The sequence below is a fragment of the Paraburkholderia sp. HD33-4 genome, from assembly GCF_021390635.1.
Taxonomy (GTDB): domain Bacteria; phylum Pseudomonadota; class Gammaproteobacteria; order Burkholderiales; family Burkholderiaceae; genus Paraburkholderia.
The window spans coordinates 974,934-1,001,673 of the sequence record NZ_JAJEJS010000003.1; the positions used below are offsets into that span (position 1 = coordinate 974,934).

17 protein-coding genes and 2 pseudogenes are annotated in these 26,740 nt (G+C 62.6%); 6 read left to right on the forward strand and 13 right to left on the reverse strand.

Annotation, left to right across the window (positions count from 1 at the left end):
- Positions 1-14 precede the first annotated feature (14 nt).
- From phnA to L0U84_RS39025, 5 genes are all read right to left on the reverse strand, one after another.
- Positions 15-1,286 (reverse strand): phosphonoacetate hydrolase, encoded by a 1,272-nt coding sequence (gene phnA, locus L0U84_RS39005; protein ID WP_233858853.1) that lies wholly within the window; start codon positions 1,284-1,286, stop codon positions 15-17.
- Positions 1,287-1,297: 11 nt separating this feature from the next.
- Entirely contained in the window at positions 1,298-2,455 is a 1,158-nt protein-coding gene (locus tag L0U84_RS39010) for a 2-aminoethylphosphonate--pyruvate transaminase (protein ID WP_233858855.1), read from the reverse strand.
- A 304-nt stretch (positions 2,456-2,759) separates the two neighbouring features.
- Positions 2,760-3,611, reverse strand: coding sequence for an EamA family transporter (locus L0U84_RS39015; protein ID WP_233858857.1), 852 nt, complete (start codon positions 3,609-3,611; stop codon positions 2,760-2,762).
- 1 nt (position 3,612) lies between these two features.
- The gene (locus L0U84_RS39020; protein WP_233858859.1) at positions 3,613-4,434 is read right to left on the reverse strand and encodes a DeoR/GlpR family DNA-binding transcription regulator; all 822 of its coding nucleotides are present in this window, start codon (positions 4,432-4,434) and stop codon (positions 3,613-3,615) included.
- Positions 4,424-5,317: a DeoR/GlpR family DNA-binding transcription regulator gene (locus L0U84_RS39025; RefSeq protein WP_326491240.1), complete on the reverse strand. Its 894-nt coding sequence runs from the start codon at positions 5,315-5,317 to the stop codon at positions 4,424-4,426. Before L0U84_RS39025 ends, L0U84_RS39020 begins: the two co-directional genes overlap by 11 nt.
- A gap of 355 nt (positions 5,318-5,672) precedes the next feature.
- Between L0U84_RS39025 and L0U84_RS39030 the strand changes: the two genes are divergently transcribed.
- A complete protein-coding gene (locus L0U84_RS39030) occupies positions 5,673-8,153 on the forward strand; it encodes a GcvT family protein (RefSeq protein WP_233858863.1) in 2,481 nt (826 codons plus the stop codon).
- Positions 8,154-8,444: 291 nt separating this feature from the next.
- Positions 8,445-9,941: a DUF3857 domain-containing transglutaminase family protein gene (locus L0U84_RS39035; protein WP_233858865.1), complete on the forward strand. Its 1,497-nt coding sequence runs from the start codon at positions 8,445-8,447 to the stop codon at positions 9,939-9,941.
- Positions 9,942-9,990: 49 nt separating this feature from the next.
- On the opposite strand, the pseudogene L0U84_RS39040 reads toward L0U84_RS39035, so the two are convergent.
- Positions 9,991-10,485 (reverse strand): annotated as a pseudogene (locus tag L0U84_RS39040) (ATP-binding protein); the annotation flags it as partial.
- Positions 10,486-10,779: 294 nt separating this feature from the next.
- Here L0U84_RS39040 and L0U84_RS39045 point away from each other — a divergent pair.
- Positions 10,780-10,947, forward strand: coding sequence for a hypothetical protein (locus L0U84_RS39045; RefSeq protein WP_011493047.1), 168 nt, complete (start codon positions 10,780-10,782; stop codon positions 10,945-10,947).
- A complete protein-coding gene (locus L0U84_RS39050) occupies positions 10,928-12,985 on the forward strand; it encodes a recombinase family protein (protein WP_233845960.1) in 2,058 nt (685 codons plus the stop codon). Before L0U84_RS39045 ends, L0U84_RS39050 begins: the two co-directional genes overlap by 20 nt.
- Before the next feature lie 28 nt (positions 12,986-13,013).
- On the opposite strand, the pseudogene L0U84_RS39055 reads toward L0U84_RS39050, so the two are convergent.
- Both L0U84_RS39055 and istA read right to left on the reverse strand, forming a co-directional pair.
- Positions 13,014-13,334 (reverse strand): annotated as a pseudogene (locus L0U84_RS39055) (ATP-binding protein); the annotation flags it as partial.
- Positions 13,327-14,805, reverse strand: a complete 1,479-nt coding sequence (gene istA / locus L0U84_RS39060) for an IS21 family transposase (RefSeq protein WP_267939715.1) — start codon at positions 14,803-14,805, stop codon at positions 13,327-13,329. The pseudogene L0U84_RS39055 and the gene istA, both read right to left, overlap by 8 nt.
- A gap of 159 nt (positions 14,806-14,964) precedes the next feature.
- Between istA and L0U84_RS39065 the strand changes: the two genes are divergently transcribed.
- On the forward strand, positions 14,965-17,850 hold the full coding sequence (locus tag L0U84_RS39065; RefSeq protein ID WP_233858867.1) for an autotransporter family protein: 2,886 nt from the start codon (positions 14,965-14,967) through the stop codon (positions 17,848-17,850).
- A 611-nt stretch (positions 17,851-18,461) separates the two neighbouring features.
- Here L0U84_RS39065 and L0U84_RS39070 read toward each other — a convergent pair.
- The gene (locus L0U84_RS39070; RefSeq protein ID WP_233858869.1) at positions 18,462-18,872 is read right to left on the reverse strand and encodes a VOC family protein; all 411 of its coding nucleotides are present in this window, start codon (positions 18,870-18,872) and stop codon (positions 18,462-18,464) included.
- 376 nt (positions 18,873-19,248) lie between these two features.
- Here L0U84_RS39070 and L0U84_RS39075 point away from each other — a divergent pair, with 376 nt between their 5' ends.
- Entirely contained in the window at positions 19,249-20,079 is an 831-nt protein-coding gene (locus tag L0U84_RS39075) for a 3-keto-5-aminohexanoate cleavage protein (protein WP_233858870.1), read from the forward strand.
- A gap of 651 nt (positions 20,080-20,730) precedes the next feature.
- On the opposite strand, the gene L0U84_RS39080 is transcribed toward L0U84_RS39075, so the two are convergent.
- The 4 genes from L0U84_RS39080 to L0U84_RS39095 form a co-directional block, all read right to left on the reverse strand.
- Entirely contained in the window at positions 20,731-21,894 is a 1,164-nt protein-coding gene (locus L0U84_RS39080) for an extracellular catalytic domain type 2 short-chain-length polyhydroxyalkanoate depolymerase (RefSeq protein ID WP_233858871.1), read from the reverse strand.
- 303 nt (positions 21,895-22,197) lie between these two features.
- Entirely contained in the window at positions 22,198-22,614 is a 417-nt protein-coding gene (locus L0U84_RS39085) for a hypothetical protein (RefSeq protein ID WP_233858872.1), read from the reverse strand.
- 420 nt (positions 22,615-23,034) lie between these two features.
- On the reverse strand, positions 23,035-25,800 hold the full coding sequence (locus L0U84_RS39090; protein WP_233858874.1) for an MGH1-like glycoside hydrolase domain-containing protein: 2,766 nt from the start codon (positions 25,798-25,800) through the stop codon (positions 23,035-23,037).
- A gap of 346 nt (positions 25,801-26,146) precedes the next feature.
- Positions 26,147-26,596: an SET domain-containing protein gene (locus tag L0U84_RS39095; RefSeq protein ID WP_233858883.1), complete on the reverse strand. Its 450-nt coding sequence runs from the start codon at positions 26,594-26,596 to the stop codon at positions 26,147-26,149.
- Positions 26,597-26,740: the final 144 nt, after the last annotated feature.

Consider the following 26,740-nt stretch of genomic DNA (forward strand, 5'->3'; position numbering starts at 1 on the left):
CGTGATCGACGCGTTTAAGCCGCGGCGGACTGCAATACGTGGTTCATCGCGACATCGAAGATGTCGAAGTTGCGCAGCGCACGGTTCGCCGGCCAGTCGGTTCTGCGGTTGACGATCAGCGGCACGTTCTGTTCCGATAGCCCGCCATGCGAACGCAGCGGCTCGGTCAGGCCCGACAGGTCGTGACGCGCGGCACTCGTGCCGAATACCTTGGCGCGCGTGCCGACCACGACAACGTCGCCGATACGGTCAGGCGGCAGCTCGAAGCGCTCGCAGGCCTCGGCGCTCGTCAGTGCGAGCTCGATGCCTGCGGTCGCGCGCAGCCGTTCGAGCAGCGCCGCTGCGTCGGACGCTCCGATGCCCTCGGGCAGATAGATGGTTGCGAAAGAGCCGAGCGCCCCGTGATGTGCAACGTACGGATCGGTGATGGGCAGAATCACGCGTGAGCGGCCTGTGCCGGTCCATTGGTCGAACAGATCCTGCAGATACAGCACGTCGGGGGCACCATCGGCACGATGTTTGCCGTTCATGCCGTGATCGGCGGTGATCGCCAGCACGCAGCCGGCTGCATCGAGCGCGCCGACGTAGCGGTCGAACATCGCGTAGAACTCGTTGGCTTTCGGCGAGCCCGGCGCCGCCTTGTGCTGCACGTAGTCGGTCGTCGACAGGTACATCAGGTCCGGGCGGAACGTGTCGAGCAGTTTTACGCCTGCCGCGAACACGAACTCGGACAGGTCAGCCGAATACACATCCGGCAACGGCTTGCCGACGTAGGCGAGCACGTCGCCGAGGCCGTTCTGTGCGCGCGTAGCCTCGTTGGCTTTTTCAGCCGAAAAGGCGATCGCGCGGCCGCTCGTGAAGTCGAGCCCCTTGCCGAGCAGCGTGCGCAGTTTGTCCTTCGCGGTGACGATGGCGACCTTCGCGCCGGCGTCGTGGAACGCGGCGAAGATCGTCGGCGCACGCAGGAAGCGGGCGTCGTTCATCATCACTTCTTCGCCGCTCGTGCGGTCGTAGAAGTAGTTGCCCGCAATGCCGTGGACCTTGGGCGGGCGGCCCGTCACGATCGACAGATTGTTCGGGTTCGTGAAGCTCGGAATCACGCATTGGGCGATCCGGCTCGTGCCGGTGCGCAGCAGCTTCGCGAGATGCGGCGCGTGCCCGGCCTTCGCGGCTTCTTCTATATAGGCGGGCTCCGAACCGTCGAGGCAGATCACGACGACCGGCTCCGATGGAAAGCGATAGTCGCGGCCGTTGATGCTCAACACGGTGTCTTGCAGCGTACTCATGGCGTCCCCCTTCATGCCGTTTTCGCGACCGGCGCGTTCATGCCCATTTCGTCGAGCACCTCGCCGATCGCGTCGAGCGCGGCGCGCATCTCGCGCTCGCCGAGCCGGCCGATGCAGCCGATGCGAAACGAGTCCGCGACGGTCAGCTTGCCCGGATAGATCACATAGCCGCGCGCCTTCAGGCTGTCGTAGAAGCGCTGGAATTCGAAGCGCGGGTCCTCGGGCATGTGGAAGGTCACGATGATCGGAGCCTGCAGCGCTTCAGCCAGCAGCGGCTTGAAGCCGAGCGCGCGCATGCCTTCGACGAGAATCCGGCAGTTGTTGCGATAGCGCGCGCCGCGCCCCGCGACGCCGCCTTCGGCATCGAATTCCTGCAGCGCCTGATGGAACGCGACGATCACGTGCGTGGGCGGCGTGAAGCGGTACTGGCTGGTTTTTTCGAGGTTGGCCGACTGCTCGTGCAGATCGAGCACGAGGGTGGTCGCGTTGCCCTGCGTGCGGGCGAGCGCCTCACGGCGGCAGATCACGAAGCCGAGGCCGGGCACGCCTTCGATGCACTTGTTCGACGACGCGGCAACCGCATCGATATGCATGGTCCGCACGTCGATCGGCAACGCGCCGAACGCGCTCATCGAATCGACCAGATAGCCCTTGCCGTAGCGGGCCGCGAGCGCGCCGATCTGCGCGATCGGGTTGAGGATGCCCGCGGTGGTCTCGCAGTGAACCGCGAACACGTGCGTGATCGACGGCGAAGCGGCCAGCAGCTTGTCAATCTCGGCGAGATCGGGCGGCGTGTCCTCGGCCGTTTCGTGCACGACGGTCTTGCGGCCGGCGATCTCGAGGATGCGCTTCGCGCGCTTGCCATACGCGCCGTTGATCAGCACCAGCACCTCGCCGCCGGGCGGCACGAAGGTGGTGAGCATCGCTTCGACGGCGAAGGTGCCCGAGCCTTGCATCGGCACCGTCACCCAGTCGTGCGCGCCATTGGCGATCGCGGCAAGGCGTGCCAGCACCGAGCGATTGATCTCGATGAAATTGGCGTCGCGCGAGCCCCAGTCGTGAACCATCGCGGCCTTGACGGTGCGTGACGTGGTCAGCGGTCCGGGTGTCAGCAACAGCGGATCGCCAGTTTCGGAACAAGCCGGCGATACATACGTGGAACCGGTCATCGATGTCTCCTTGTGGGTCGATTTGGGTACTGCCCAGGTGCGTGAGACCCACTCTAGGAGATGCAACAAAAACAGTCAAGATGCCAAAAAATGCCACATTCGTCGTGGGCGCGCGAAATCACCTCAGGAGGATGGCGAAGTCCGCGATGGATATGGGAAAGCGGCCTCCGCTCGGGACAAACCCGCATGGGGAGGCGTGAAGGGGAGGGGGAGAGGTGACCTGCGTCGGTCGGGAGAGCGGCGCGGCAGTTCGCGCCGCCGCTCGGCAGGTCGGTGCCGCGCGCTCAGCCCGGCAAGCCCGCGCTCAGAAGATCCGCATCAGCGCAAGGCCGGCCACCGTCAAGGTAGCGGCCGCGGCACGTACGCGACTGAACGGCTCCTTGAGCACATACACGGCGATGAAGCCGGCGAATACCACGCTCGTCTCGCGCACTGCTGCAACGAGGGGGATGGGGGCGAGCGTCATCGCCCAGATCACGATCCAGTACGCCGCCAGCGACATCGCGCCGCCCGCGAAGCCCGGCAGCAGGAAACGCCGCATCGGCGCCATGCCGGCCGGTCCGTAGCGATACAGGCACAGCGTCAACATCGGCAACGCATCGAACACGAACAGCGTCGCCGCATAGGCGTTGGGGTTGCCGGCGACGCGCGCGCCCACGCCGTCGACGACCGTGTAGCCCGCGATCGTCACCGCCGTGAGCAGCGCGAAGGCGAGCGCGACACGGTTTTCCGACGCGGAGTGATGGCGGCCGCGCAGCGACAGCAGCAACACGCCGCTGCCGAGCAGCATGACCCCCGCGATGCCACCGGCGCTCATCGTCTCGTGCAGGATCGTGACCGAGACGAGCGCGGTCAGCAGCGGAGCGGAGCCGCGCGCGATCGGGTAGATCTGGCTCATGTCCGCACGACGGTACGCCTCGCTCAAACACACGTAGTAGCCGAAATGAAGCACCACCGATCCCGCCACCCAAGGCCATGCGGCAGGGCGGGCGAAGCCGGTGAACGCCAGCGACGGCAGCGCGATCAGACCGCAGGCGATGCACAGCAGGGTCATCGCCAGAAACGGATCGAGGCGCACCTTGATCACCGCGTTCCAGCCCGCATGCAGCAGCGCGGCGGACAGCACGGCGAAAAACACGGGAAGCGTCATCGTCATGCTAGCTGTGGCTATTCGCGATGATGATTTCCCAGCGCTGTTCGGCGCAGGCTCGGACGATGCCTGTAGGCGGCTCGGCGTCGACGATCACTCCGGCGATATGCGGCACAGGCGCGATGAGCACGGGCGTTTGCTGGTCGAACTTGCCATGGTCCGCGAGCACGTAGACCTTCTTGCCCGCCTTCATCATCAGATGGCGTTGCTCGGCCGCGAGCCGCGAATAGTCGGTGAGTTCGCCTTCGGGCGAGATGCCGCCCACGCCGACGAACACGAGGTCGACGCGGAAATGGCTGAGCGCGGCCATCGTCTCGACGCCGAAAGCGGCTTCGTCGTTCGGATCGATGTCGCCGCCGAGCACGACGACCTTCACGCCGGGCGCGCGGCACAGCATCAGCGCGATCGGCAGGCTGTTGGTGATCACCGTCAGATCGCGATGATGCTGCAGCGCCTCGGCGAGACCCAGCGTGGTCGAGCCCGAGTCGATCAGCACGACCATGCCGTCAGCGACGAGCCGGGCGGCCGCGGCGCCAATGGCCGCCTTGCCCAGCGCGTTGACGGCCTCGCGGCTTGCCAGTGACGGCTCGGCGTCGGGCCGTTTCGCCGCGCCGCCGTGTACGAGATTCGCACGGCCCTGCTCCGCGAGAATCTTCAGGTCGCGGCGGATCGTTTCGCGCGACACGCCGAGCGTCGCCGACAGGTTCGCGACGCTGACCGAGCCGCTCGCCTCGAGGCTTTGCACGATGTAGTCGATGCGCTCGATCGCGAGCCTGCGGTTCGGGTTCAATGCAGCGGGCACGGGCCCGGCTGACCGGTTATCGAGCATGGTGTGGCTCTCCGTGCACATCGTCGGCGATGGCGTCGCTGGATGAATGGCAAGTCGCGTCGGACAGCGGCGCCGCGGCCTGCGTGTCCGTTCCGGGGGCAACGGTCATCGGTACAGCCGCGCTGCCCGGATAACGCACATCGACGCCTGCCGCAGCGAAGATCTGCGCAAAGTGCGCGTCTACCGGCTCATCGGTGACCAGCATGTCGATCTCGTCGGCGTTCACCGCGCACACTAGCGCGCTGTGCTCGAACTTGGCGTGCACGGCGGCGACGACCCGCTGCCGCGCCTGCCCGAATGCGGCACGCGTGAACTCGACATCCCAGGGCTGTGCGTCCATGAAGCGTCCCGCGCCATCGACGGCCGTGACCGACACGATTGCGTATTTGACGTGAAACTGCCGGATGTAGGCGAGCACCGGCTCGCCGAGCGCGGCGGCATCGTCCGCGCAAAGCTCGCCGCCCGCCATGAAAACGCGATTGCCGTTGTGCTGTGCGAGCAGGCTGGCGATGGCGGCAGAGTTGGTGATCACCGTGAGCCGTGAGCGGCTGCGCAGCGCCTGGGCGATGTGCGTGCAGGTCGTGCCGCTGTCGAGGATGAGCGAATCGCCGTCTTGCACCAGTTCGCCGATCTGCTGCGCGATGATTTCCTTTGCCACCCTGTGCTCGTGCATACGCCGCCGGAAGGGCGACTCTTCCAGATGGCTGGGCAGCATCACACCGCCATGCACCTTGACGAGCAGGCCCTCCTCGATGAGCGGCTTGACGGTGCGTCGGATCGTTTCGTCCGATACGGCCAGCGCCTCGGCGAGCTGGGCAATCGAGGTGGTGCCCTGCGACTGGGCGATCCGCAAAATTTCGGCACGACGTAGCAACGGATACATAAGCGACCAGGAATCAAAAACAAAAAGGGGCGCGACGGATCACGGCGCGTCAGGTCTCGGTTGTCACGAAACCACAAAATAACACATATTTCCTCGTCGTTCGGAGTTTTATTGTGAGGTTGGATTTCCCGTCGTCATCGCTAGAAGTGACAAGGCGGTAGGCGTCCTAGGCATTCCGCCAAGACGCGATAGGCCCTTTATACAGGGCATTGCATGTGACTTTTCGCTGCGCGCTTCCGCCTTGCTGTCAAACAGGCAACTCGTGGTTTTTGTTGTTTTTTGCATGTTTATGTTGCAATCTATGGCAACAGCGTTTTCCACGCATTGCCACACATTCCCAAAGCGAGGTCGCCCGATGTCCACGGAAATCCCAAGCCATGCTCGTGTCGTCATCATCGGCGGCGGCATCGTCGGTTGCTCGGTTGCGTGGCACCTCACGAAGCTCGGCTGGACCGATATCGTGCTGCTCGAACAGGGGCAGCTGTCGTGCGGCACCACATGGCATGCGGCCGGTCTGGTGGGGCAGTTGCGGGCGCAGGAAAGCATGACGAAGCTGATCCGCTACTCGACGAAGCTTTACGCGGAGCTCGAGGCCGAGACCGGCCTCGCCACGGGCTGGAAGCAGTGCGGTTCGCTGTCGGTCGCGCGCACCGCCGAGCGCATGACCCAACTGAAACGCACGGCGGCAGTCGCGCGCGCCTACGGCGTTGCCTGCGACGTCATCGGGCCGCGCGAGGCAGGCGAACTGTGGCCGGTGATGCGCACCGACGACCTGCTCGGCGCGGTCTGGCTGCCGGGCGACGGCAAGGCGAACCCCACCGATCTGACGCAGTCGCTCGCGCGTGGGGCACGCATGCGCGGCGCACGTATCGTCGAAAACGTACGCATCACCGCGGTGCAGACGCGCCCGGCGCGTCAGGGCCGCGAGGCCTGCGGCGTCACATGGCGCCGCAAGGACGGGGCCGAAGGGACGTTGCACGCGGAGATCGTCGTCAACTGCGCAGGCCAGTGGGCCAAGGCGGTCGGGCGGATGTGCGGCGTCACGGTGCCGTTGCATTCGGCCGAGCACTACTACATCGTCACCGAGCCGATCGCCGGCGTGCATCGCGATCTGCCCGTGATGCGCGATCCGGACGGCTACATCTACTTCAAGGAGGAGGTGGGCGGCCTTGTAATGGGCGGCTTCGAGCCGAACGCGAAGCCGTGGGGCATGTCGGGCATCCCCGAGAACTTCGAGTTCCAGCTTTTGCCCGACGATTGGGATCAGTTCGAGATCCTGATGGAAAACGCGCTCGTGCGCGTGCCGGCGCTCGAAACCGCGCAGGTCAGGCAGTTCTATAACGGGCCCGAATCGTTCACGCCGGACAACAACTTCATCCTTGGCGAAGCGCCGGAGTTGCGCCGCTTTTACGTGGGCGCCGGGTTCAACTCGATGGGCATCGCGTCGGCGGGCGGCGCGGGCATGGCGCTCGCCGAGTGGATCGTCGCCGGCGAGCCGACCATGGACTTGTGGCCCGTCGACATCCGCCGCTTCGCGCGCTTCAATGGCAACGACACGTGGCTGCACGATCGTGTGAAGGAAACGCTCGGCCTGCACTACGCGATGCCGTGGCCCAACCGCGAGCTCGATACGGCGCGGCCGTTCCGGCGCTCGCCTCTATATGCGCTGCTGCGCGACGACGGCGCGTGCTTCGGCAGCAAGATGGGCTGGGAGCGCGCCAACTTTTTCGCGCCGAGCGTTGAGCAAGCGCGCATCGACTACGGGTTCGGCCAACAGAACTGGTTGCCGTGGAGCGGCGCCGAGCATCGCGCGTGCCGCGAGCGGGTCGCGCTCTTCGACATGAGTTCGTTCGCGAAACTGCTGGTCAAGGGGCGCGACGCCGAAGCGGTGCTGCAAGGCATCGTAGCGACTGACGTCGCCGTGCCGCCCGGCACCACCGTCTACACCGGCGTGCTGAACGAGCGCGGCGGCTACGAATCCGACGTGACGCTGACCCGCCTCGCCGATGACCAGTACCTGATCGTGACGGGCTCGGCGCAGGCAACGCGCGACCTCGATTATCTGGAGAAGGCGATCGCGCCCGAGCGCCACTGCGTGCTGGTCGATGTCACGAGCCAGTACGCCGTGCTCGCCGTGATGGGGCCCCACGCTCGCGCGCTGTTGCAAAGCGTGTCGAAGGCGGACTGGAGCAACGAGGCGTTCCCGTTCGGCCAGAGCCGCGAAGTCGATATCGGCTATGCGACTGTGCGGGCAACGCGCCTCACCTACGTGGGCGAGCTGGGCTGGGAGTTGTACGTGCCGGTCGAATTCGCGGTCGGCGTCTACGAGACCTTGCACGCGGCCGGCAAGCCGTTCGGCCTCGTCAACGCCGGTTACTACGCGATCGAATCGCTGCGGATCGAGAAGGGTTATCGGGCTTGGGGCCGCGAGCTTTCGCCGGACTGCAATCCGTTCGAGGCAGGCCTCGCGTTCGCCTGCAAGCTCGACAAGGACATCGCTTTCCGCGGTCGCGACGCGCTGCTGCGTCTGCGCGACGCGCCGCTGCGACGGCGTCTCGTGACCCTGACGGCCGACGGCGCCGAACATCTGATGCTATGGGGTGGCGAAGCGATCCTGCGCGACGGCAAGCCGGTGGGGGCGGTAACGTCGGCCGCGTTCGGGCATACCTTGCGATGTCCGGTCGCAATGGGTTTCGTAAGCCGTGCCGACGGCGTCGCCGATGCCGCGTGGCTCACGGAAGGCCGCTATACGATCGACGTGGCGGGCGAACAGGTGAGGGCAACCGTGCATCTGAAGGCACCGTATGATCCGCGATCCGAGCGCGTGAAAGGCTGAAGGACCGAGCTGGCGCGCAGGGCGCCAGAGTAAGTGCGATCGGACATCGAACCCCGGATGACGCTCCCGGTTCGCGGTGCGGCTTACGCGTGGCCGCCCGATCCCATAGACCACACCAGCGGATACTATCCGCCCGAGCCAGTCGACGGTTACTGACGGTCGCTGGCCTCTCGTTGATTTATAAGGCGCGGGTGCTCGCGCGTTCTATATTGGTACGCCGAACACCTGCGTTATCGCGACAAGTTCCCGCCAGCCGGACCTTGGACCCGTCCCGTGCATGAGGAGCGCGCAATGGACCACGTTACGACCGCCCTGATTGCAGCCCTTTGCGCTTGGGCCAGCGGTGCGTTCCCCGACGTGGCAAAGAAAGCGATTGCATACGGTTACGACGGTCTGAAGGCGTTACGGACGAAGAAGTTCGAAAGCGCCAGCGACGTCGTGGGGGCTGTCGACAAGCAGGAGAGCACGCCTGCTTCCGAGGGACGCCACGAAGTGGTCGTTTGCCGCGGCTCTTCGCAAGGGGAAAAAAAGCAACCAGGAGAGACGATCCGCACGCTGATTGCGCGAGACGGTCGGTCAATTTCAATCGGCTGCCGGCTGATGGCACACCTCGCTATGGTCACAGTCGCCACGCACGCAACTGTCGCTTTTTCCGCTGATTTCTCCCCGCCCGTGACCATCTTGTCCTATGACAGCGTTTACACGGTGAATCGCGACGGCTCGTCAACACATGATCAAACGAGGTCAATTCGCATAGAAACTGAACAGGGAGTCAGGTCCTACGGTCAGATTTCACATCGATATAGCCCCGAATTGCAGAAATTCGAGGTGATCGAGGCTTATACAACTACTCAGGACGGAGTGCGGATCGATGTTCCGCCCAGTGCGATCTTCACCCGTCAAAGTACGTCGAGCGCCCTGGCACCTACTTTCGACGACAACCTCGTCAAGACGATTGTCTTTCCCGGCGTCGAGCCTGGTGCGACCGTCACGATGCGCACGCGCGAGACGCAGGTCACGCCGCTGTTCCCAGGTCAATTTTCGGCTGATGACAGGTTTTCGAACAACAAGGCCATCAAAAGCGCCAGCGTAACGATCAATGCGCCAGCCTCGATGAAACTGTATGCCGATGTCGTCGATATGCCCGGCGGACTGGTTGTGGCGGATGTTGACGGCCGACAAACGTGGCGCTGGTCGATAAAGGATGTACCGGCGCAGCCTGGCGACGAAGCCAACGCGCCGAGCATAGACGATCGCAGTCCGCGGCTAGCGGTCACGACGTTTCCCAGTTACGAGGCGGTCGGAAAGGCATACCTTGCGCGTGCGCGAGCTCAAGTGGCCATTACGCCCGACATACAAACGCTGGCCAATGAAGTCACGATGGGAATCACCGACCGGCGCGCTCAGGCAGATGCCCTTTATCAATGGGTCAGCCGGAATATTCGCTACGTTGCCGTCATCCTCGGTTTCGGCGGAGTCGTTCCGCATACCGCACAAGATGTTCTGCACGCGCGTTATGGCGACTGCAAAGACCATACGACGCTGCTGCAGGCGCTGCTGGCCGCGAAAGGCATACAAAGCAGCACGGTACTTGTCAATTCGGACAGCCGCTATTGGCTGCCGTCGGTCGCTAGCCCGCTAGCGGTATTCAACCATGTGATCACCTACATTCCCGAGTTCGACGTCTACCTTGACTCGACAGCGGGCACTGCCCGATTCGGCACCCTTACCTTCAACGAGGGAGGAAAGCGGGCTTTGCTCACAGTGTTGATTTTCACGGAGTCTTAACCCACCGTTTTCATCTAAATTTGACCCACCTCGAGACAGCGTAGTACATCTATTCCGGTGTGGATAACTCTTCGTTTCCAGCCGGTTTTGCTGCCCTTTTTCTCGTTGCCTTCGCTTTGGCAGAACTGGTCCTGAAGCGCCACGATTCGTTGCCAGTCTCGACGATGTGGCAATGATGCGTAACCCGGTCCAGCAGCGCTGTCGTCATCTTTGCATCCCCGAACACCGTTGCCCACTCGCCGAAGCTGAGATTGGTGGTGATCGCGACACTCGTATGCTCGTACAGCTTTGACAGCAGGTGGAACAGCAATGCGCCACCGGTCTGGCTGAACGGCAGATAGCCAAGTTCATCGAGAATCACCAGATCGACGTACATCAGCTTGTGTGCGATCTGGCCTTGTTTGCCCGCCGATTTCTCCTGCTCCAGGGCGTTGGTCAGCTCGACAGTTGAGAAGTAACGCACACGCTTGCCGTGGCGCTGTACGGCCTCGATTCCGATTGCCGAGGCAAGGTGCGTCTTGCCAGTGCCCGGCGAACCCACTACACACTGCCCATCATCATTGCGATGATGTGATCATCCGCTATCCGTTTCACCCTCGCTGCGGTGAACGGATAACCGTCATCGGGATGAACAATTACCGGGGCGAGTCGTATCTGACTATCAGGCAGCCCGATGGCACTCTGACGCATCTTCCGCCGTGGATGGCAGGCGAGGATGCTGCCCGCATGTCTGTCGTCGTCCAGCCGGAGTTGCCTCATGCGGTGCTGATCGAACTTCTGCGCCTGGTCGACACGGCGTTATCGTGCTTTGCGGCGGTAACACCTGAGGGAGGCAAAGATGCGCAACCAGATGACGAGGCAGAAGGATCTGTTCGAGGAAACTGTGCCGGAGGCGTTAGTATCAGAGGAGATGCAAGCCGAGCTGGTGACGCAACTGGCGCTGCTGATGTTCGCGTTGATCGACGTCATCGAAGCGGAGGCGCGTGATGAGCAAGATCGGCGCTGAACACCTTTCCCGTCGTGCATACGTGTACGTCCGTCAGTCAACGCTGGATCAGGTCCACCACAATCGCGAGAGCCAGTTGCGCCAATACGGGCTTGCCGATCGCGCACGCGGACTTGGCTGGCCAGATGCGACGGTTATCGATGACGACCTGGGTCGCTCCGGCTCTGGCAATCATCGTCCCGGATTCGAGCGCCTATTGGTGGCACTGTGCAGCGGCGAAGTGGGTGCCGTATTCTGCATCGAAGCCTCGCGTCTTGCGCGCAATGGTCGTGACTGGCACACGCTTCTGGAATTCTGCCGTCTTGTAGGATGCCTGCTGATTGACGAAGATGGAATTTACGATCCGAGACAGCCTAACGATCGCCTCCTGTTAGGCATGAAGGGCACGCTTTCCGAGATGGAGCTTTCGACGTTTCGCCAACGCTCACAGGCGGCTCTTGATCAGAAAGCCAAACGCGGTGAACTGTTCACGTCGGTGCCAATCGGTTATGTGCGTGCACAAGGAAATCGTATCGAGAAGGATCCTGATACCCGCGTCCGGGAAGCGCTCGATCTGGCGTTCCGGAAGTTTCGCGAGTTTGGTAGCGTCAGGCAGGTCCTCCTATGGATTCGACAGGAATGCATTGAGCTACCCGCGGTGAACTACGGCCCGGACGGTCGCCACATTGTATGGAAGCTTCCCGTCTATAACACCCTTCTGCACATCCTGACGAATCCGACTTATGGCGGCGCATACGCGTTTGGCAAGACCCGGACTATTGCTCGCATTGTGAACGGACGCAAGCGAGTGTTTGCGGGCAACCCCCTTCAGCGCGAGGAATGGCAGGCCTTGATCATCGAGCACCACGCGGGCTACATTAGCTGGGACGAGTACGAGGCGAACCGCAAATTGATTACCAATAACGCGAACATGAAGGGCAGCATGGTCCGCGGCGCTGTCAAGCGCGGGAGCTCGCTTCTGGCGGGACTGCTTCGTTGCGGTCACTGCGGGCGCAAGCTGCACGTTGCGTATTCCGGCACCAAAGGCACCGTCGCGCGGTACAACTGTCAGGGCAGCATGATCAATCATGGTGGCCCTCGCTGCATTTCGTTTGGTGCGGTTCGTGTTGATCAACGCGTTACTGAAGAAGTTTTGCGCCAACTTCAACCGTTAGGTATTCGTGCATCACTCGAGGCCATTGAACGTACACGAACAGAGCAGGACGAACGCGTGCGGCACAAGGAGCTGGCACTTGAACAGGCGCGGTATGAAGCTGCGCGAGCACGTCGGCAATACGATGCGATTGATCCTGAGAACCGGCTGGTTGCGGCGGAACTTGAGCGACGGTGGAATGAAACGCTGAAGACGCAGGTGCAAATACAGACCGAACTCGACCTCCTGCGCGAACAGTCATCGAGGGCGCTGAGTGCGGGCGCGCGTGATGAACTTCTGCGACTCGGTGAAGACCTGCCCCGGCTATGGCACCACCCGGCCAGTTCGGTCGAGATCAAGAAACGCATTCTTAGGACGGTCGTCAAGGAGATCGTTGCCACAAAGCAGGACGACACGATTCGTGCACTCGTGCATTGGCAAGGAGGCGATCACACCGAGATCGTGTTCGAGAAGAACCACACAGGTGAGCATCGCTGGGCCACCGATGTCGCAACGATAGACATCGTTCGCGCGTTGGCGAGAACGTTGGCAGATCAAGGCGTAGCGGCGGTCATCAATCGACTAGGCAAACGGACGGCGAAGGGCCACACCTGGACCGCCGCGCGAATCTGCACGCTGCGGAAGGACCATCGAATCCCTGCATATCGCGAAGGCGAACGGCAGGAGCGCCGCGAACTGACGGTTACAGAAGTAGCCACCCTGCTGGGTATCAGTGCGCCAACCGTCATCCGCCTGATTCGAGTCGGGAGGTTGCCGGCGTCACAGGCTTGTCTGGGTGCGCCATGGATCATCCAGCAGGTGGACGTCGACAATTATCTGGAGCGACGAGCTGCGGACCGTCCGCAATCAGATAACTCAAATCAATTATCCATTGATCTTCAATGACATAGGGAGGTGAGCATTATGTCTCGTGCCCGGGGCCGCCGATGAACACGACGTTGTGTGCGCTTGCGAGAAACGACAGTTCGCTGAGTTCACGAATCAGCGCTTCATCAACTTGTGCCTGTGCGAAGTCGAAGCCTTTCAGGTCGCGGTGAGCCGGGAAGCGTGCGGCGGTCATCTGGTAAGCGATCGAGCGGACCTGCCGTTCGGCGGTTTCCGCCATCAACAGCTGCTTCATGAAGCGCTCCGGCTCGAAGTCAGTGTGACGCGCCTGTGCCAGTAGCTCCGGCCAGGTACTCGCCATGCCGTGCAGTTTGAGGCCCTTGAGCTGGGCAATGATGTCGTTAGACATGACGATCCTCCGGTGGGTTGGCGCGTAGCGTCTCGTAGCGATTCACGTCAGCCGCCGGTTCTTCCTTGAGCTGGAGTTTCGTGGTGGCGAGACTGGCACTCGTGACAGGCGCCTTCAGCCGGCTCAGCACGTTCAGGACATGCTCCCCACTGGGGCGCCCTGAATCCAGCGCAGCCTGCACAGCGAGCAGCACAGCATCGAGTCCGTGTTCGCGCACCGCGGCGAGCACCTGCGTCATGATGCGATCGCCGCCCGGGTGTTTGAGCAGGTGCCGCTGCAATAGCTGCAGCGGTTGCGGCATCGTGATGAAGGGCGCACCGTTGCGCAGTGCGCCGGGTTTGCGCTCGACCAGCGTGATGTAGTGTCGCCAGTCGTAAAAGGTCATGTGCCGCTCGAAGCTGCGTTCGTGGCGGGCGATCTCGTGCGCGTCGGCGACGACGCTGAGATACGCCGGATAGCAGCGCACGCTCACCAGCTGGTTCGTGTACTCGGTAGGCACGCTGTAGCGGTTGCGCTGGACGTGGATCAGGCTGGTCGACGAAACCCGCAGGGTCTGCTCGACGTAGCCGTCGAACGGCCGTGGGTTGGGCATCAGCCGGGTGCGCTCGTCCTGCAACACGTCCTCGACTGTCAGCTCGGGCCATTGCGGGTGCCGCATGTGCCAGGCTTCGCGACACTGGCCGGCGACCCATTCGTTCAGAATCTCCAGCGTCTCCCAGCGCCGTAGCGCCGCTTCGTGCCAGATCTGCCGTCGGCGGTCCTGAACATTCTTTTCGACGATGCCTTTCTCCCAGCCTGCCGCCCGGTTGCAGAACTCTGGCTCGAACAGATAGTGGCTGCACATCGCTTCGAAGCGTGCGTTGACCGCGCGCTCCTTGCCGCGGCCAACCTTGTCCACGGCGGTCTTCATGTTGTCGTAGATGCCGCGCCTGGGCACACCGCCGAATGCGGCGAATGCGCGGGCGTGCGCGTCGAACAGCATCTCGTGACTCTGGGTGGGATAGGCGACGAGCCAGAACGCGCGGCTGGCGTTGAGTTTGACGTGGGCAACCTCGAGGCGCCGCCGCAGCCCGCCGATGAAGGCGTATTCGCAGCTCCAGTCGAACTGGAAGGCTTCGCCGGGCTCGAAGGCGAGCGGCACGTAGGCCTTTCTGCGCGGCGCTTCGGCCTGTTCCTCATGCCAGCGCCTCACGAACGCGCTGACGCGGCCGTAGCTGCCCGCGTAACCCTCGCCGCGGATCGCCTCGAACATGAATCGCGCGGTGCGCCGGTCGCGCTTCGGGCGATGACTGTCCGCCCGCAGCCAGCCCGTCAGCTGTGCGGCCCACTCGTCAACAACGCTCGGACTGACGCGCTTTGGATACTTCGGCTCGACAGAATCGGTCTGCCGCAGCCAGCTGCGCACCGTGTTTCGGGACAGGCCCGTACGCCTCGCAATCTCGCGCAGCGGGACCTGCTCGCGGAAATACATCCGCCTGATCTTGGCCAATATGCCCACCGTGATCACCTCTGTATCCCCTGCTCAAAGATTGAGCAGGACATTCAATCACGTGGGTCAAAATTCGATGAAAATTACGCCCCTTAGTGGGTCAATTCTGCGTGAACATCAACACCCGGCTTCACCATCGGCGTGACTGGCGGCAATCTCGACATTACGGGTAGTGGCGTAAGCAACACTTCTGGTGTCAACCAGAATTTCGTCGTGATTACCGGATACACACTGACATTCGGTCCGGGCACCTCGGCGCTCGAAACCAATGGCAACGGCACAGTTGGATATGGCGATAGAGGCGGAACGATACTCTTTAATAACAGCACTTCGGGCGATGCATCCTTTGAAACGACAGACGCCAGTACGGGTACGATCATATTCAACAACAGCGATGCCGGCACGAGCAAAATCACTAACTCGGTGGGTTCCGTCGTATTCGAGGGTACAAGCACCGCTCACCAGGCCAATATCACTAACGGCACTACGGGTAGCCCCGGTGAAATTATTTTCAACGGCACGAGCACGGCTGCCGGTGCCACCATCACCAACACCTTACTCGGCACCGTCACATTCAATGACATGAGCACCGGGGGGCAGGCAAACATTGGGAATTCCGGAACATTGATATTTACCGGTTCTTCCAACGCCGGCACGGTTGATCCTGCGACCGGCGAGACATCAGCCATCGACAATTTGAGCAGTGGTACGGCGATTTTTTCAGGCCATGCCAGTGCCGCTCAGGCGAATATCACCAACGCCGGGGTCCTGAATTTCACCGTCTCTTCTGATGCCGGCACATCAACGATTATCAATAGTGGCAGGACGACTTTTCAGGACGACAGCACGGCGGCCAGCGCGACGATTACCAATACTGGAACCCTCGACTTTTCCGGCACAGCAACTGCGGGGACAACGCCGAATGCGGCGGTCGGCCCTCAGAACGCCATCACAACCGGGAGCGGCGGCGTTACAACCTTTCACGGCAGCAGCAGCGGTGCCACCAAGACGATCATCACGAACGGCCAGGGGGAAACCCTTTTCTATGATGCCAGCACGGGTGGTACGGCACGGTTCATTACCAACACCGGCGGCGTGGTCGATATCTCGCGCCTGACCGCCGCTGGGATGACTGCCGGCTCCATCGAGGGCGCCGGCAATTATTTTCTCGGTTCCAAGGTACTCACCACTGGCCTGAACAATATTTCGACGACGGTCAGCGGCGTGATCGCCGACCGAGGGCAAGGCGGCGGTACCGGTGGCTCGCTCGTGAAAGTCGGCACCGGCGTGCTCACGCTGTCGGGCCACAACACCTTTGCCGGTCCGACCATCGTCGAAAGTGGCGTCGTCAATCTGACGGGCTCGTTGCAGTCGCCAGTCAGCGTGGATCCGAACGGAACCTTGGGCAGTACCGGAACGGTCTTGAACAGCGTCACCAACGCCGGAACGGTTCAGCCCGGCTTCGGGCTTGCGCAGGGGCAGTTCGGCTCACTGACCGTCAACAACTACGTGGGCGCCGGCGGCACGCTCGCACTTCGGACGTATCTCGGTGCGGATGGCTCGCCATCGGACACCCTCATCGTCAATGGCGGCAGCGCCGACCCTTCATCGATGCGCGTCACCAATGCGGGCGGTCCTGGCGCCTTGACCAAGACGAACGGCATTCTCGTGGTCCAGACGATCAACGGCGCCACCACGACGGATGACGCTTTTACACTTGCCGGTGAGGTGCGCGGCGGCTCCCACGACTATCGTCTATTTCGCGGCGGCCTGAACGGCACCAGCCCTGAAGACTGGTTTCTGCGCTCGACGTTCGTCAACGGCGGTAACGGTGGCAACGGCGGCAACGGCGGTAACGGCGGTAACGGTGGCAACGGTGGCAACGGCGGCAACGGCGGCAACGGCGGCAACGGCGGTAATGGCGGTAACGGCGGTAATGGCGGTAACGGCGGCAACGGGATCGGCTCGCTGCCGGAAGAGGAGATCACCACTCAGACGCCACCTGAACCGCTGCCTCCCGGCGTCTGGCCGATCATCGGGCCGGAGCTTGCGACCTATGGCGTAGTGCAACCCATAGCGCGCCAGTTGGGCCTGACGATGCTCGGCACGATGCATGAGCGCATCGGCGACACACTTACGCTCCCCGCCGGCGGCGCGGACGCTTCGGGCTGGACGAACTCCGCGTGGGGCCGGGTGTTCGGCCAACAGATCGACAACCGATACCAGGCTTTCGCCGATCCGCGCGCGAGCGGCTGGCTCGGCGGCTTTCAGACCGGCGTCGACGTATGGCGTGGAAGCTTCTGGCCGGGACATCGCGAGACCGCCGGCGTGTATTTTGCCTATGGATACGGCAACGTCGACGTCGATGGCCTTGTGACCAACGCGGCGGCAACGGGATACGAGGTGACCCGCACCGGCTCGATGCGCATGAGTGCGTATTCGGGCGGCGCCTACTGGACGCACTACGGGCCCAGCGGCTGGTATCTCGATGCGGTGCTGCAGGGCACATACTACGACGGTAACGCGGACACGCAGTTTACGAGTCTGCCCATCCGCGGCTCGGGCTTCGTGACGTCTCTCGAAGGGGGCTATCCGGTTCCGTTGCCGCTGGGCCCGGGCTTCGTGCTGGAGCCGCAGGCGCAGATCATCTGGCAGCACGTGTCGTTCAGCGATCAGAACGATGGTCTGGGGCCGGTTGCGCTGGGCTCGACTTCGGGCGCCACTGGCCGGCTCGGCGTACGCGGGCAGTGGACCATCGAACGCGGCAACGGTGCGGTGTGGCAGCCGTACGTGCGGGCCAACCTGTGGCGGGACTGGGGTGCGCAGGCGAGTACGGCGTTCGGCAGCGACCCGGTGCTGCTCAACGTGCAGGCCACGCGACTGGAGTTCGCGGGGGGTGTCACCGCGAAGATCAAGGAGCGGCTGAGCCTGTACGGGCAGTTCGGCTATCAGTTCGCCGTGAGTGGCGACAGCAACGTCCGCCGTAACGGCGTCGAGGGCGCCCTCGGAGTGCGTTACACGTGGTAGGCAGCGCTGCGAAGCGTGGATCGGCGCAATCGACGTCGAACAGACGCGCCCCTGCGCGCGATTGACAGTTATTGGTGTCTTCGCGCTCTACCGGGTGATGCGGCGCTGAACCTCGTTGTGGCGGACCTGCCGTCCAGTACAGGACGCGCCGCACCATCCGCCCCCAAGGGGAGTCGCAGCATCGGTGTTCTTTGCGTTTCGCGGCATCTTGATGTTCGACCTGTTCGATGTCTCAAGTACAGAGAAACGGCAGGCTCGCGTGCGGCCCGATCGCCAGGACGCTGGCGCCGGAAAGCCACGGCGTTGGGCTAGTTCCGGTCGCTTGCCAACGCCAAAGGGGATTTACTTCTCTGCAACCTGCCTGAAGAACGCTGTGCGTCGCGTCAGCAAGGTCCGGTTATGGACATTCCCGTGAAGTGATCGCACTTTCGCGCACTACCCGCGAAGCATGGCGAATGGCCGCTAACCGCTGCTGATGAACGGTCACCACGGAATCGCAAACTGTATGTCTGCATCACGCCCTGAGTCACTCAGTCAAGCTTTTTTGGGGGTGGGCCGTGAGGTTTGCAAGACGAGGCGCCCAAATCGCTCCGTGCTCCACAAATATCGGCCTATCTGTCGTTGGCCAACCTGGAACGGATCCCGGCAGCAGAAGGGTCGCGCTGACGCGTGGCAATCTGCCATGTGTTTCCCCACGGATCTCTTACCATCGCTCGCCTGTCGCCGTATGGCATGTCGGTCGGAACTTCGAGTGAGATCGCGTTCGCCGAAATCGCCCGCTCGTAGGTCGAATCGGCGTCCTCGACGTAGACATACAGAAACGCCTGCATCGGATCGCGAAGGCCGTCTCCGCCGCTAACCATCACGACGGAATCGCCGATCATGATTTCGGCAGGCCGCCCGTGATGGAATTCGCCCTGTGCCTGAAACACCATCTTGATGAATGTGATCAGGTTTTCCGGATCCCGTACGACGATTCGGGGCGTGACGGTATGCCATCCATCGGGCTGAAAGTTAGCCATGTTGGGCAGCCTCGGAAGAGATTCGCAAGGGCATTGTCCTCCGAGCGCCGGATGTCCGCAAAGGGTCCGACTTCGGCCAATCGCATCCGGCGAAGTGCTGCACCTTTGGCGCGACTGCACGTTAGTTCGTTGATCTTCAGCGTTCACCGTCGCACTTACGCTGGCGCCCTATGTGACGGATGCGCTCGGCGCAGCGGGAGCCTTTCGGCGCACGCGCGATGCGGTGCACACTTCAGGCGTCCGGTTTTGCGCGTCGATTTCAGTCGCGCTTTTGAACTAGACTTGGAAAACTGGGTGTGCGGGGATTTCGCCACGCACGCGATCATCAGCGCTCGCCTTATTGGTGAGACGAAACTCTGGAACCGGAGTGTTAGTCATGAGCGAACCGTGCATCATCTCCGTTGCGATCACTGGCTCAGTTCCCCGCAAGAAGGACAACCCGGCTGTGCCGGTCACGATCCCCGAGCAGGTTGAAAGCACGCACGAAGCGTACGAAGCCGGGGCCACCCTCGTTCATCTGCACGTGCGTGACGAACAGGAGAACTCGAGTTCCGACCGGTCGAGTTTCGCCGCTCTCCAGGACGGCATCCGCAAGCACTGCCCTGACATCATCATCCAGTTTTCGACGGGCGGCCGTGGCCGTTCATTCGAGCAACGTGGCGCGATGCTCGACCTGCGCCCGGATATGGCGTCGCTCGCAACGGGTTCGGTCAATTTTCCAACTACCGTCTATGAGAATCCGCCGGACTTCGTGCGTGCGCTTGCGAAAACGATGCTCGACTACGATGTCAAACCGGAAATAGAGATCTTCGATCTGGCGATGCTGTACAGCACGGCGGATCTCGTCCAGCAAGGGCTGCTGAAGTCACCCGTGCATGTTCAGTTCGTGATGGGCGTAAAGAATGCGCTGCCTGCGCGACGCGAGATTCTCGAGTTCGAGGTCAAGCAACTGAAGGCGATCTTGCCGGATGCAACATGGACCGCTGCGGGTATCGGCCGGCATCAGTTGGAAGTCAACCATTGGACTCTCGAGATGGGCGGGCACTGCCGCACCGGTCTCGAAGACAACGTGCGCTGGGACAAGGACACGCTGGCGAAGAGCAATGCGCAACTGGTTGAACGGGTGGCCTCGTTGTGTGGCGAATATGGCCGGCCGGTGGCAACTGCTGCGCAAGCGCGTGAGATGCTGGGTCTTCCGGCCATGTAAGACGGGCTTACCGTCTTGCTCCGGCGGCCGGTCGCTTTCGCGCGATCGGCCGCGCCGGCAATTTTCGGGCGATCGCGACCAATGGCCCGTTTGGGCTATCTGAATTCTGATCAGGCCAGCTTGAATTGCTTGGCCTGATCAGGTCTACGGCTTGGTCCAAACCTCTTTCCAACACATCACGAAATTACCGTGAGGGTCCCGCGAGACCGCTCCCTCGACAGGGCAAGCGTTGCCGGTTAGTGCGGGGCCGTAGTGAGCGACCTGTCTATCCGCGTCGGCAAGTGCATCGGCGGGTACCCGGCCCCAGATCGACAGACTGGCAAATACGCCGACACATCCAACCAGCATAACGACCGTCCGTTTCAAGCGGGGCGACGGGCTGGCGACAAAATCAAATGGCATGGGGAACCTCAATTCGCGGTGGACCTATGAGCGGTCTTATCGGCACCAGTTTCCGAAACCGGAGACCTCCGTGTGAATTTTTTTTGACGCGGTCATGTGGGAACGATAAACGCGAGGTCGAAACAATCCATGCAGCATCAGACTCGAATCCGGAGCGACGCTCCGCGACACTGTTTGGCCCAGCCCGCCTTGATCGGCCGTGTTGCCGGCGGCGCTCGGCGCCTGCGTCGAACCAGTGCCACGACAACGCTACGGCCGGCCTGTCACGCGCTGCACCATCGCGTAGAGCACCGACATCTGCAAACCGCTCCTGAGTGCGTAGTTCGGGTCGTATTGATTGGAGTAGCCCCACCAGTCGAAGCATGCGTTGGGGTTGGTCGGCCCCGGCGCGGACGACGCGATCGTGTCGGGATACACCACCACGAGTTTGTTCGTGTCGGCCCATTCGTTGATGCCGGCCTCGGTGACCCAGCGGTTTCCGATCAGCGACGCCTGCTGCAGACAGCCGTGCAGAGCGAGAACGAATCCGCACCTGTCGCCTTGCGCGCAGGCCTTGGGAACGAAGACGCTACCGGTCGAGCTCATCGAAAGGTTGGGGGACGCCCCGAATTCCGATTGATAGAATGAATACAACGTGCCCGACAGTTTTCCGTTGTTGCGCGGTTTCAATCGGCCGAGGAACATCGTCAGCCACGTTTCTACCGAATCGTAGGCTGCGCCATTTGCGAGGCAGCGGATCATGTAGGGACTGCCGAGCGTGCCGCATGCAAGTTCGCCGTCAGGCGATTCCCAGCCGTGCTCGGCGGGAAACCCATTGTCAAAGCGAACGTTGGCACCATAACGCAGGTATTCGGCGTCGAGGTCGGCCATCTCGAGCGGATTGACGACCTCGTCTTGCGTGCCGGACCAGAGGTAGACCGGCTGCCCACGCAGATTCGTCGCCCGGTCGATGGTTCCGAGGGACGACTGCGTGTCCAGGTACGCCTCTGACGTCGTCAGAGTGTTGTTGTACGACGCGTGGTTCGTCGGAAGCGTCAAGCCGCCGCAGTTTTCCAAAGCTGTCGCGGCGCCTCCGGCGCCCGCACACCAGTACACCCCACCGGCGTAAATCGCGGCACCCTTGAACGTCGAAGAGTGGGCCACGTGCATCTGCACCGCCGCGAAACCGCCAGACGAGATACCCGCGACGAAGACCTTCGTCGGGTCGATCTGGTAGCGCTGGAGCTTCACGATTCGGGAAGTGGCCGAATCGTCGTTCGCCGCCGGGTTCGAGGCGGCGGCCAAGGTCTTTGCCGATAATTTCGAGGCATCGACGTCGGTGCCGGCCGAATCGCCACCACCTCCACACCCGGCAAGTCCGATCGCCAGTACAAATGCCAGCGCTGATCGCAGCCCTGAAGCCTTCGTCATCATTGTCGTCTCCTCGTCGGAGCACCCGGCGATAGCTGGGCCACAGCAAAAATCGCTCCCGCAGCAAGGGCAATCCTTTTTTGCTGAGCGCGAAGCGAGAGGATTGCTGTCGGCGCGGGGATGTCAGTCGTCGGCAAACCGCGGCCCCTGGCCGAAAGCGAAGCCGCGTCGAAGTTTTTCTCGATGTCTTCCCGCGTCCGTGAGGGACCGACTCTACTCCTTGTGGCTTGCGTAGCGCGGCGCGTTCGAGATCATGCGCCGGCTTTGCACCCCGGGCAGGCGGCCCCTCAAAGGCAGTGTGGCGGCCTACGACCAATGCGTCTGGTAAAGGATCTTGCAAACCTGGCCAAGATACTGGTTCCAGACGCAGATCTTCTTGTAGGGTCCTTGCTGGCTCGTGCCGGCGGCCGACATGGTGGCCATCAAGGTCTTGACGTCATCAGGTCCATGCAATTCGACCTTGCTATCGTCAGCCATGGTGACCGTCACCCTGAAGCCGAGTTTCGCGAGGTTGGACAGCGCCGCACCTGGGTTCTTGCCCGCTTCGGGATACAGCTCGCCGAGGCGCGCGACCATCGTGAGTGCCGCTAAGTCCAGTGACTCGTTTACACCGATCACCTGCTCTTGCGGCGGCGGGTCACCACCATGAATCGCTAACCACAATGCCATCAGCCAGCCGGCATCCAGCGCATGACCTAGTTTCTGTAATTCGCTTGCGTTCATTCCATTGCTCCTCTCGACCCTCGAGCCGATACTTGATGCACCTTCCTGCAAAGCCATTCACGTATTCACTGAATCGGTATCGTGTGAAGGCGGGCGACCCATGCGCAAGAGTGGCCATCCCCGAGGATGGTTGACGCAAACAGGTTCCCCCACGTCAAACGACATGACGTTCTCCTTCCTGAGGGCGAGCCTCGCAATGAGTTGTCCCTGCAGTCGCTGCTACCAAAGCTTGCCCGTTGGGGCGAGGCAGCCCACTCCGCATCAACAGCGTCTGCATCAGCGCCTAAGACGCGCGTGAGATCGCCAGAGGTGCCAAGTGTTAAACGAGGAACGTCAAACTGGATTGAACCGTGCGTAGTAGGCAGCGCACAGTACGGTCGCCTGCCAGACTGCAGTCGACAAATCACGCCAACGGGTCGTCTATCGCGCCATCGTGGGGAGCGCGTCTTCGGCTGCCGGCGCGGCCGCACGCGCGCTTTCGCTCGTGACATCGGACGCCACGTGGGCCAGCTTCATCAAACGTGGCTGAAGCAGCAGCGCGACAAGACCGCTCCAGCCCGTCTGATGCGAAGCGCCGACGCCACGTCCGTCGTCGCCGTGAAAGTACTCGTGGAATAGCACGAGATCGGACGAACGCGGGTCGGCCTGCAACTGCGGATAAGCGGCCATCACGGGCCGCATGCCGTGCTCGTCCTTCAGAAAGAGCGTAGTGACACGTTGCGCGAGACCGTCGGCGATCTCGCTGAGCGAGCACCGGTTGCCCGATCCCGTCGGATATTCGATGCGGAACTCGTCGCCGTAGTAGCGATGGAATTCATACAGCGATTCGATCAGCAGATAGTTGACGGGCATCCACACGGGGCCGCGCCAGTTTGAATTGCCGCCGAATACGCGCGAATCCGATTCGGCCGGCTGATACTCGATGCACACGTGTGCGCCGCCATGATCGAACTCATACGGTGTATCGCGATGCACCCGCGACAGCGCGCGCACGCCGTGCCCGGACAGAAATTCGTCTTCGTCGAGCGCGCGGCGCAACAGCGCCGTCATCCGGTATCCGCGCAACAGCGACAGCAGGGTAGTGTTGCCCTTGCCGGGCTCGGTCCAGCGCGACACGAGTTTGGCCAGATTCGGCCGATGATCGAGAAACCACGCGAGCCGCTCTCGCAAGCCGGGCAGGTGGCCGTAGATCCGGTCTTCGAGCACATGCACGGCGAACAGCGGAATCAGGCCGACGATCGAACGAACGCGCATCGGCACGCGGGTTCCGTCCGGAAGATGCAGTACGTCATAGAAGAATTCGTCGTGGCCATCCCATAGCCCGGTCCTGCAACCCTCGCTGCAACCGACGGCTTCCGCGATATACAGGAAGTGCTCGAAGAACTTCACCGCGATTTCGACGTACGCGTTGTTCGTCATCGCGAGCTCGAGTCCGATCTGCATCAGATCGAGCGCGTACGAGGCCATCCAGGCGGTGCCGTCGGCCTGGTCGAGGCGGCCGCCGGTCGGCAGCGGGGAAGAGCGGTCGAAGATCCCGACGTTGTCGAGGCCGAGAAAGCCGCCCTGGAAGATGTTGCGGTCCTCCGCGTCCTTGCGGTTGACCCACCACGAAAAGTTCAGCAGCAGCTTGTGGAACATCACTTCGAGAAACTGGTGGTCGCCAACGCCTGTGACTTCGCGGTCGAGTTCGTACACGCGCCATGTCGCCCATGCATGAACGGGCGGATTCGCGTCGCCGAATGCCCATTCGTAGGCGGGCAACTGTCCGTTCGGATGCATGTAGCGTTCCTTCACGAGCAACAGCAACTGCTTCTTCGCGAAGTCGGGATCCATCATCGCGAACGCGGCGGCATGGAACGCGAGATCCCACGACGCGTACCATGGGTACTCCCACTTGTCGGGCATCGAGACGACGTCGCCGTTGCACATATGCCGCCAGTCTGCGTTGCGGCCGTGCCGGCGTCCTTTCGGCGGCTTCGGCTGACCGGGGTCGCCGTCGTGCCAGCGCGTCACGTCGAACTGGTAATACTGCTTCGTCCATAGCATGCCGGCGAGGGCCTGTCGTTGCACGAGCCGCGCATCGGCGTCGGTGATGTCGTGCTGAAGCGCCCCGTAGAACTCGTCGGCCTCCGCGATCCGGCGCGCGAACAGCGCTTCGAAGTCGAGCGGCGCGTCGTCGCGCGCGATTCCCGGCTGCGCGGCCGGACGCCAACGCAGATACAGCACCGCGCGCTCGTGCGGCGCGAGCGGCAGGGCCACATGCGCGGCGGCGCGGGTGCCCGCGTCGCGGCGGATCGCCTGCTCGTCGCGATCGACAATGTAGTCGTTGAAGCCATCCTTGAACGGGCCTTCACGGTCGATGCCGAAAATGCGCCGCACGTTGGTCTCGTTTTCGCAGAAGAGCCATTCGATCGGCTGCGGCGCCGAGGCCGTGACGATCATCGTGCCGAGCGCGGGATTGTGCGCGATCACGCGCTCGCCTTCGGCGGAATCCGGCTCGAGCGTGAGCGACGGCCTGCCGGGCTTGCCTGACCACGCCCAGCGGTTGCGCGCCCAGAAGAGCGGCAGCGCATGGAGGCTCGCGTGCTGATCCGCGCGATTCTCGACGGTGACGCGCATCACGATGTCGTCGGGTGTGTGCTTCGCGTACTCGACCCAGACGTCGAAATAGCGGTCGTTGTCGAACACGCCCGTATCGAGGATTTCGTATTCGGGCTGATCGGCGCCGCGCCGGCCGTTTTCGTCGATCAGATCCTGATACGGGTACGCATCGTGCGGGTACCTGTACAGCATCTTCATGTACGAATGCGTCGGCGTGCCGTCGACGTAAAAGTAAAGCTCCTTCACGTCCTCGCCGTGATTGCCTTGCTCATTGGTCAAGCCAAACAGCCGCTCCTTCAGGATGCGGTCGCGCCCGTTCCAGAGCGCGAGCGACACGCACCAGTCGAGCGGGTCGTTGCCGAATCCGGCAATGCCGTCCTCGCCCCAGCGGTACATGCGGCTGCGCGCGTGATCGTGTGGGAAATAGTCCCAGGCAGTTCCGTAGTCGCTGTAGTCTTCGCGAACGGTGCCCCACTGCCGGTCGCTCAGATAAGGCCCCCAGCGGCGCCAGCAGTCCAGGTCCGGGCCATGCAGACGGACTCCTTCCTTCGAACGGAGCAGATCGTTTGCGCGTAGCGATGACATGTGACCTCCCGATCCGGGATCTACCGTCGAACACGTTCAGTGCGTGAGCGCCGCCCATCCTGTCGGGCGTGCGTCGCCGGGCGGTATCTGGATGATTATCTGGATGATAGGCGTCGTTTGGCCTCGTTGCGGTCGGTTCGAGCGCTTCGAAGCCGCCGAAACGACGATGCGGATCCACGATTCGCCACGACCGGAGATGGGCCGGGATCTCGCGGCGCAATGGCCCGGCCTCGCGCCGGAACCGATCGTCGGGCGTCAGGCCGTGCCCGGAGATCGAAGCGCGTGCCTGTTTCGGTATCAGAAGCCGCAGGTATCGCTCACCGGACCGCCTGCGCGGCAGCCAGGATTACGCTGGCTCGGCATTGTTGCCGAGCATGGATCGACGGCAGGCCGCAGCGCCGCAATGACAGATGTACTGGGTGCGGATTTCGTCGGTGATCGCGCCATCGACCGACAGACCGTAGTCGATGAAAAGCTCGTCGCCGGGCGCGATAGCGGCGAGCGCATGAATGAATACGCGCTCGCCCGTCTCGATCGCTTCGCAGTTGGGGGCGCACGCATGGTTCAGGAAGCGGGCGCTGTTGCCGCCCCGGCTGCCGTCGATCACGCGCCCGTTGGACAGGCCGAACACGAACGTATGACCCGCCTCGGCTCGCTGACGGGCGGCGGCACGCCGCCAGCTGGTCAATTCGCCCTTGTATTCGATGACCCGTTCGCCCGGCGCAATCGGCTGTAGCGCGAACAGTCCCATGCCATGGACCGGAGAGCGTCGTGCGGTGATGCGTCGCAATCGCATGGTGTCGTTTCCTTCGGGTGCGTCGGTGGTCAAGCGTGTTGGATGGGCGATCCGAAGCATATCGCCACGGTCGCGGCCGTTCAACGTCTTCATAAATAAATCGCAACTAACTGTCTAGCTCTTACGCGCCCGCCCGTTCCGGCT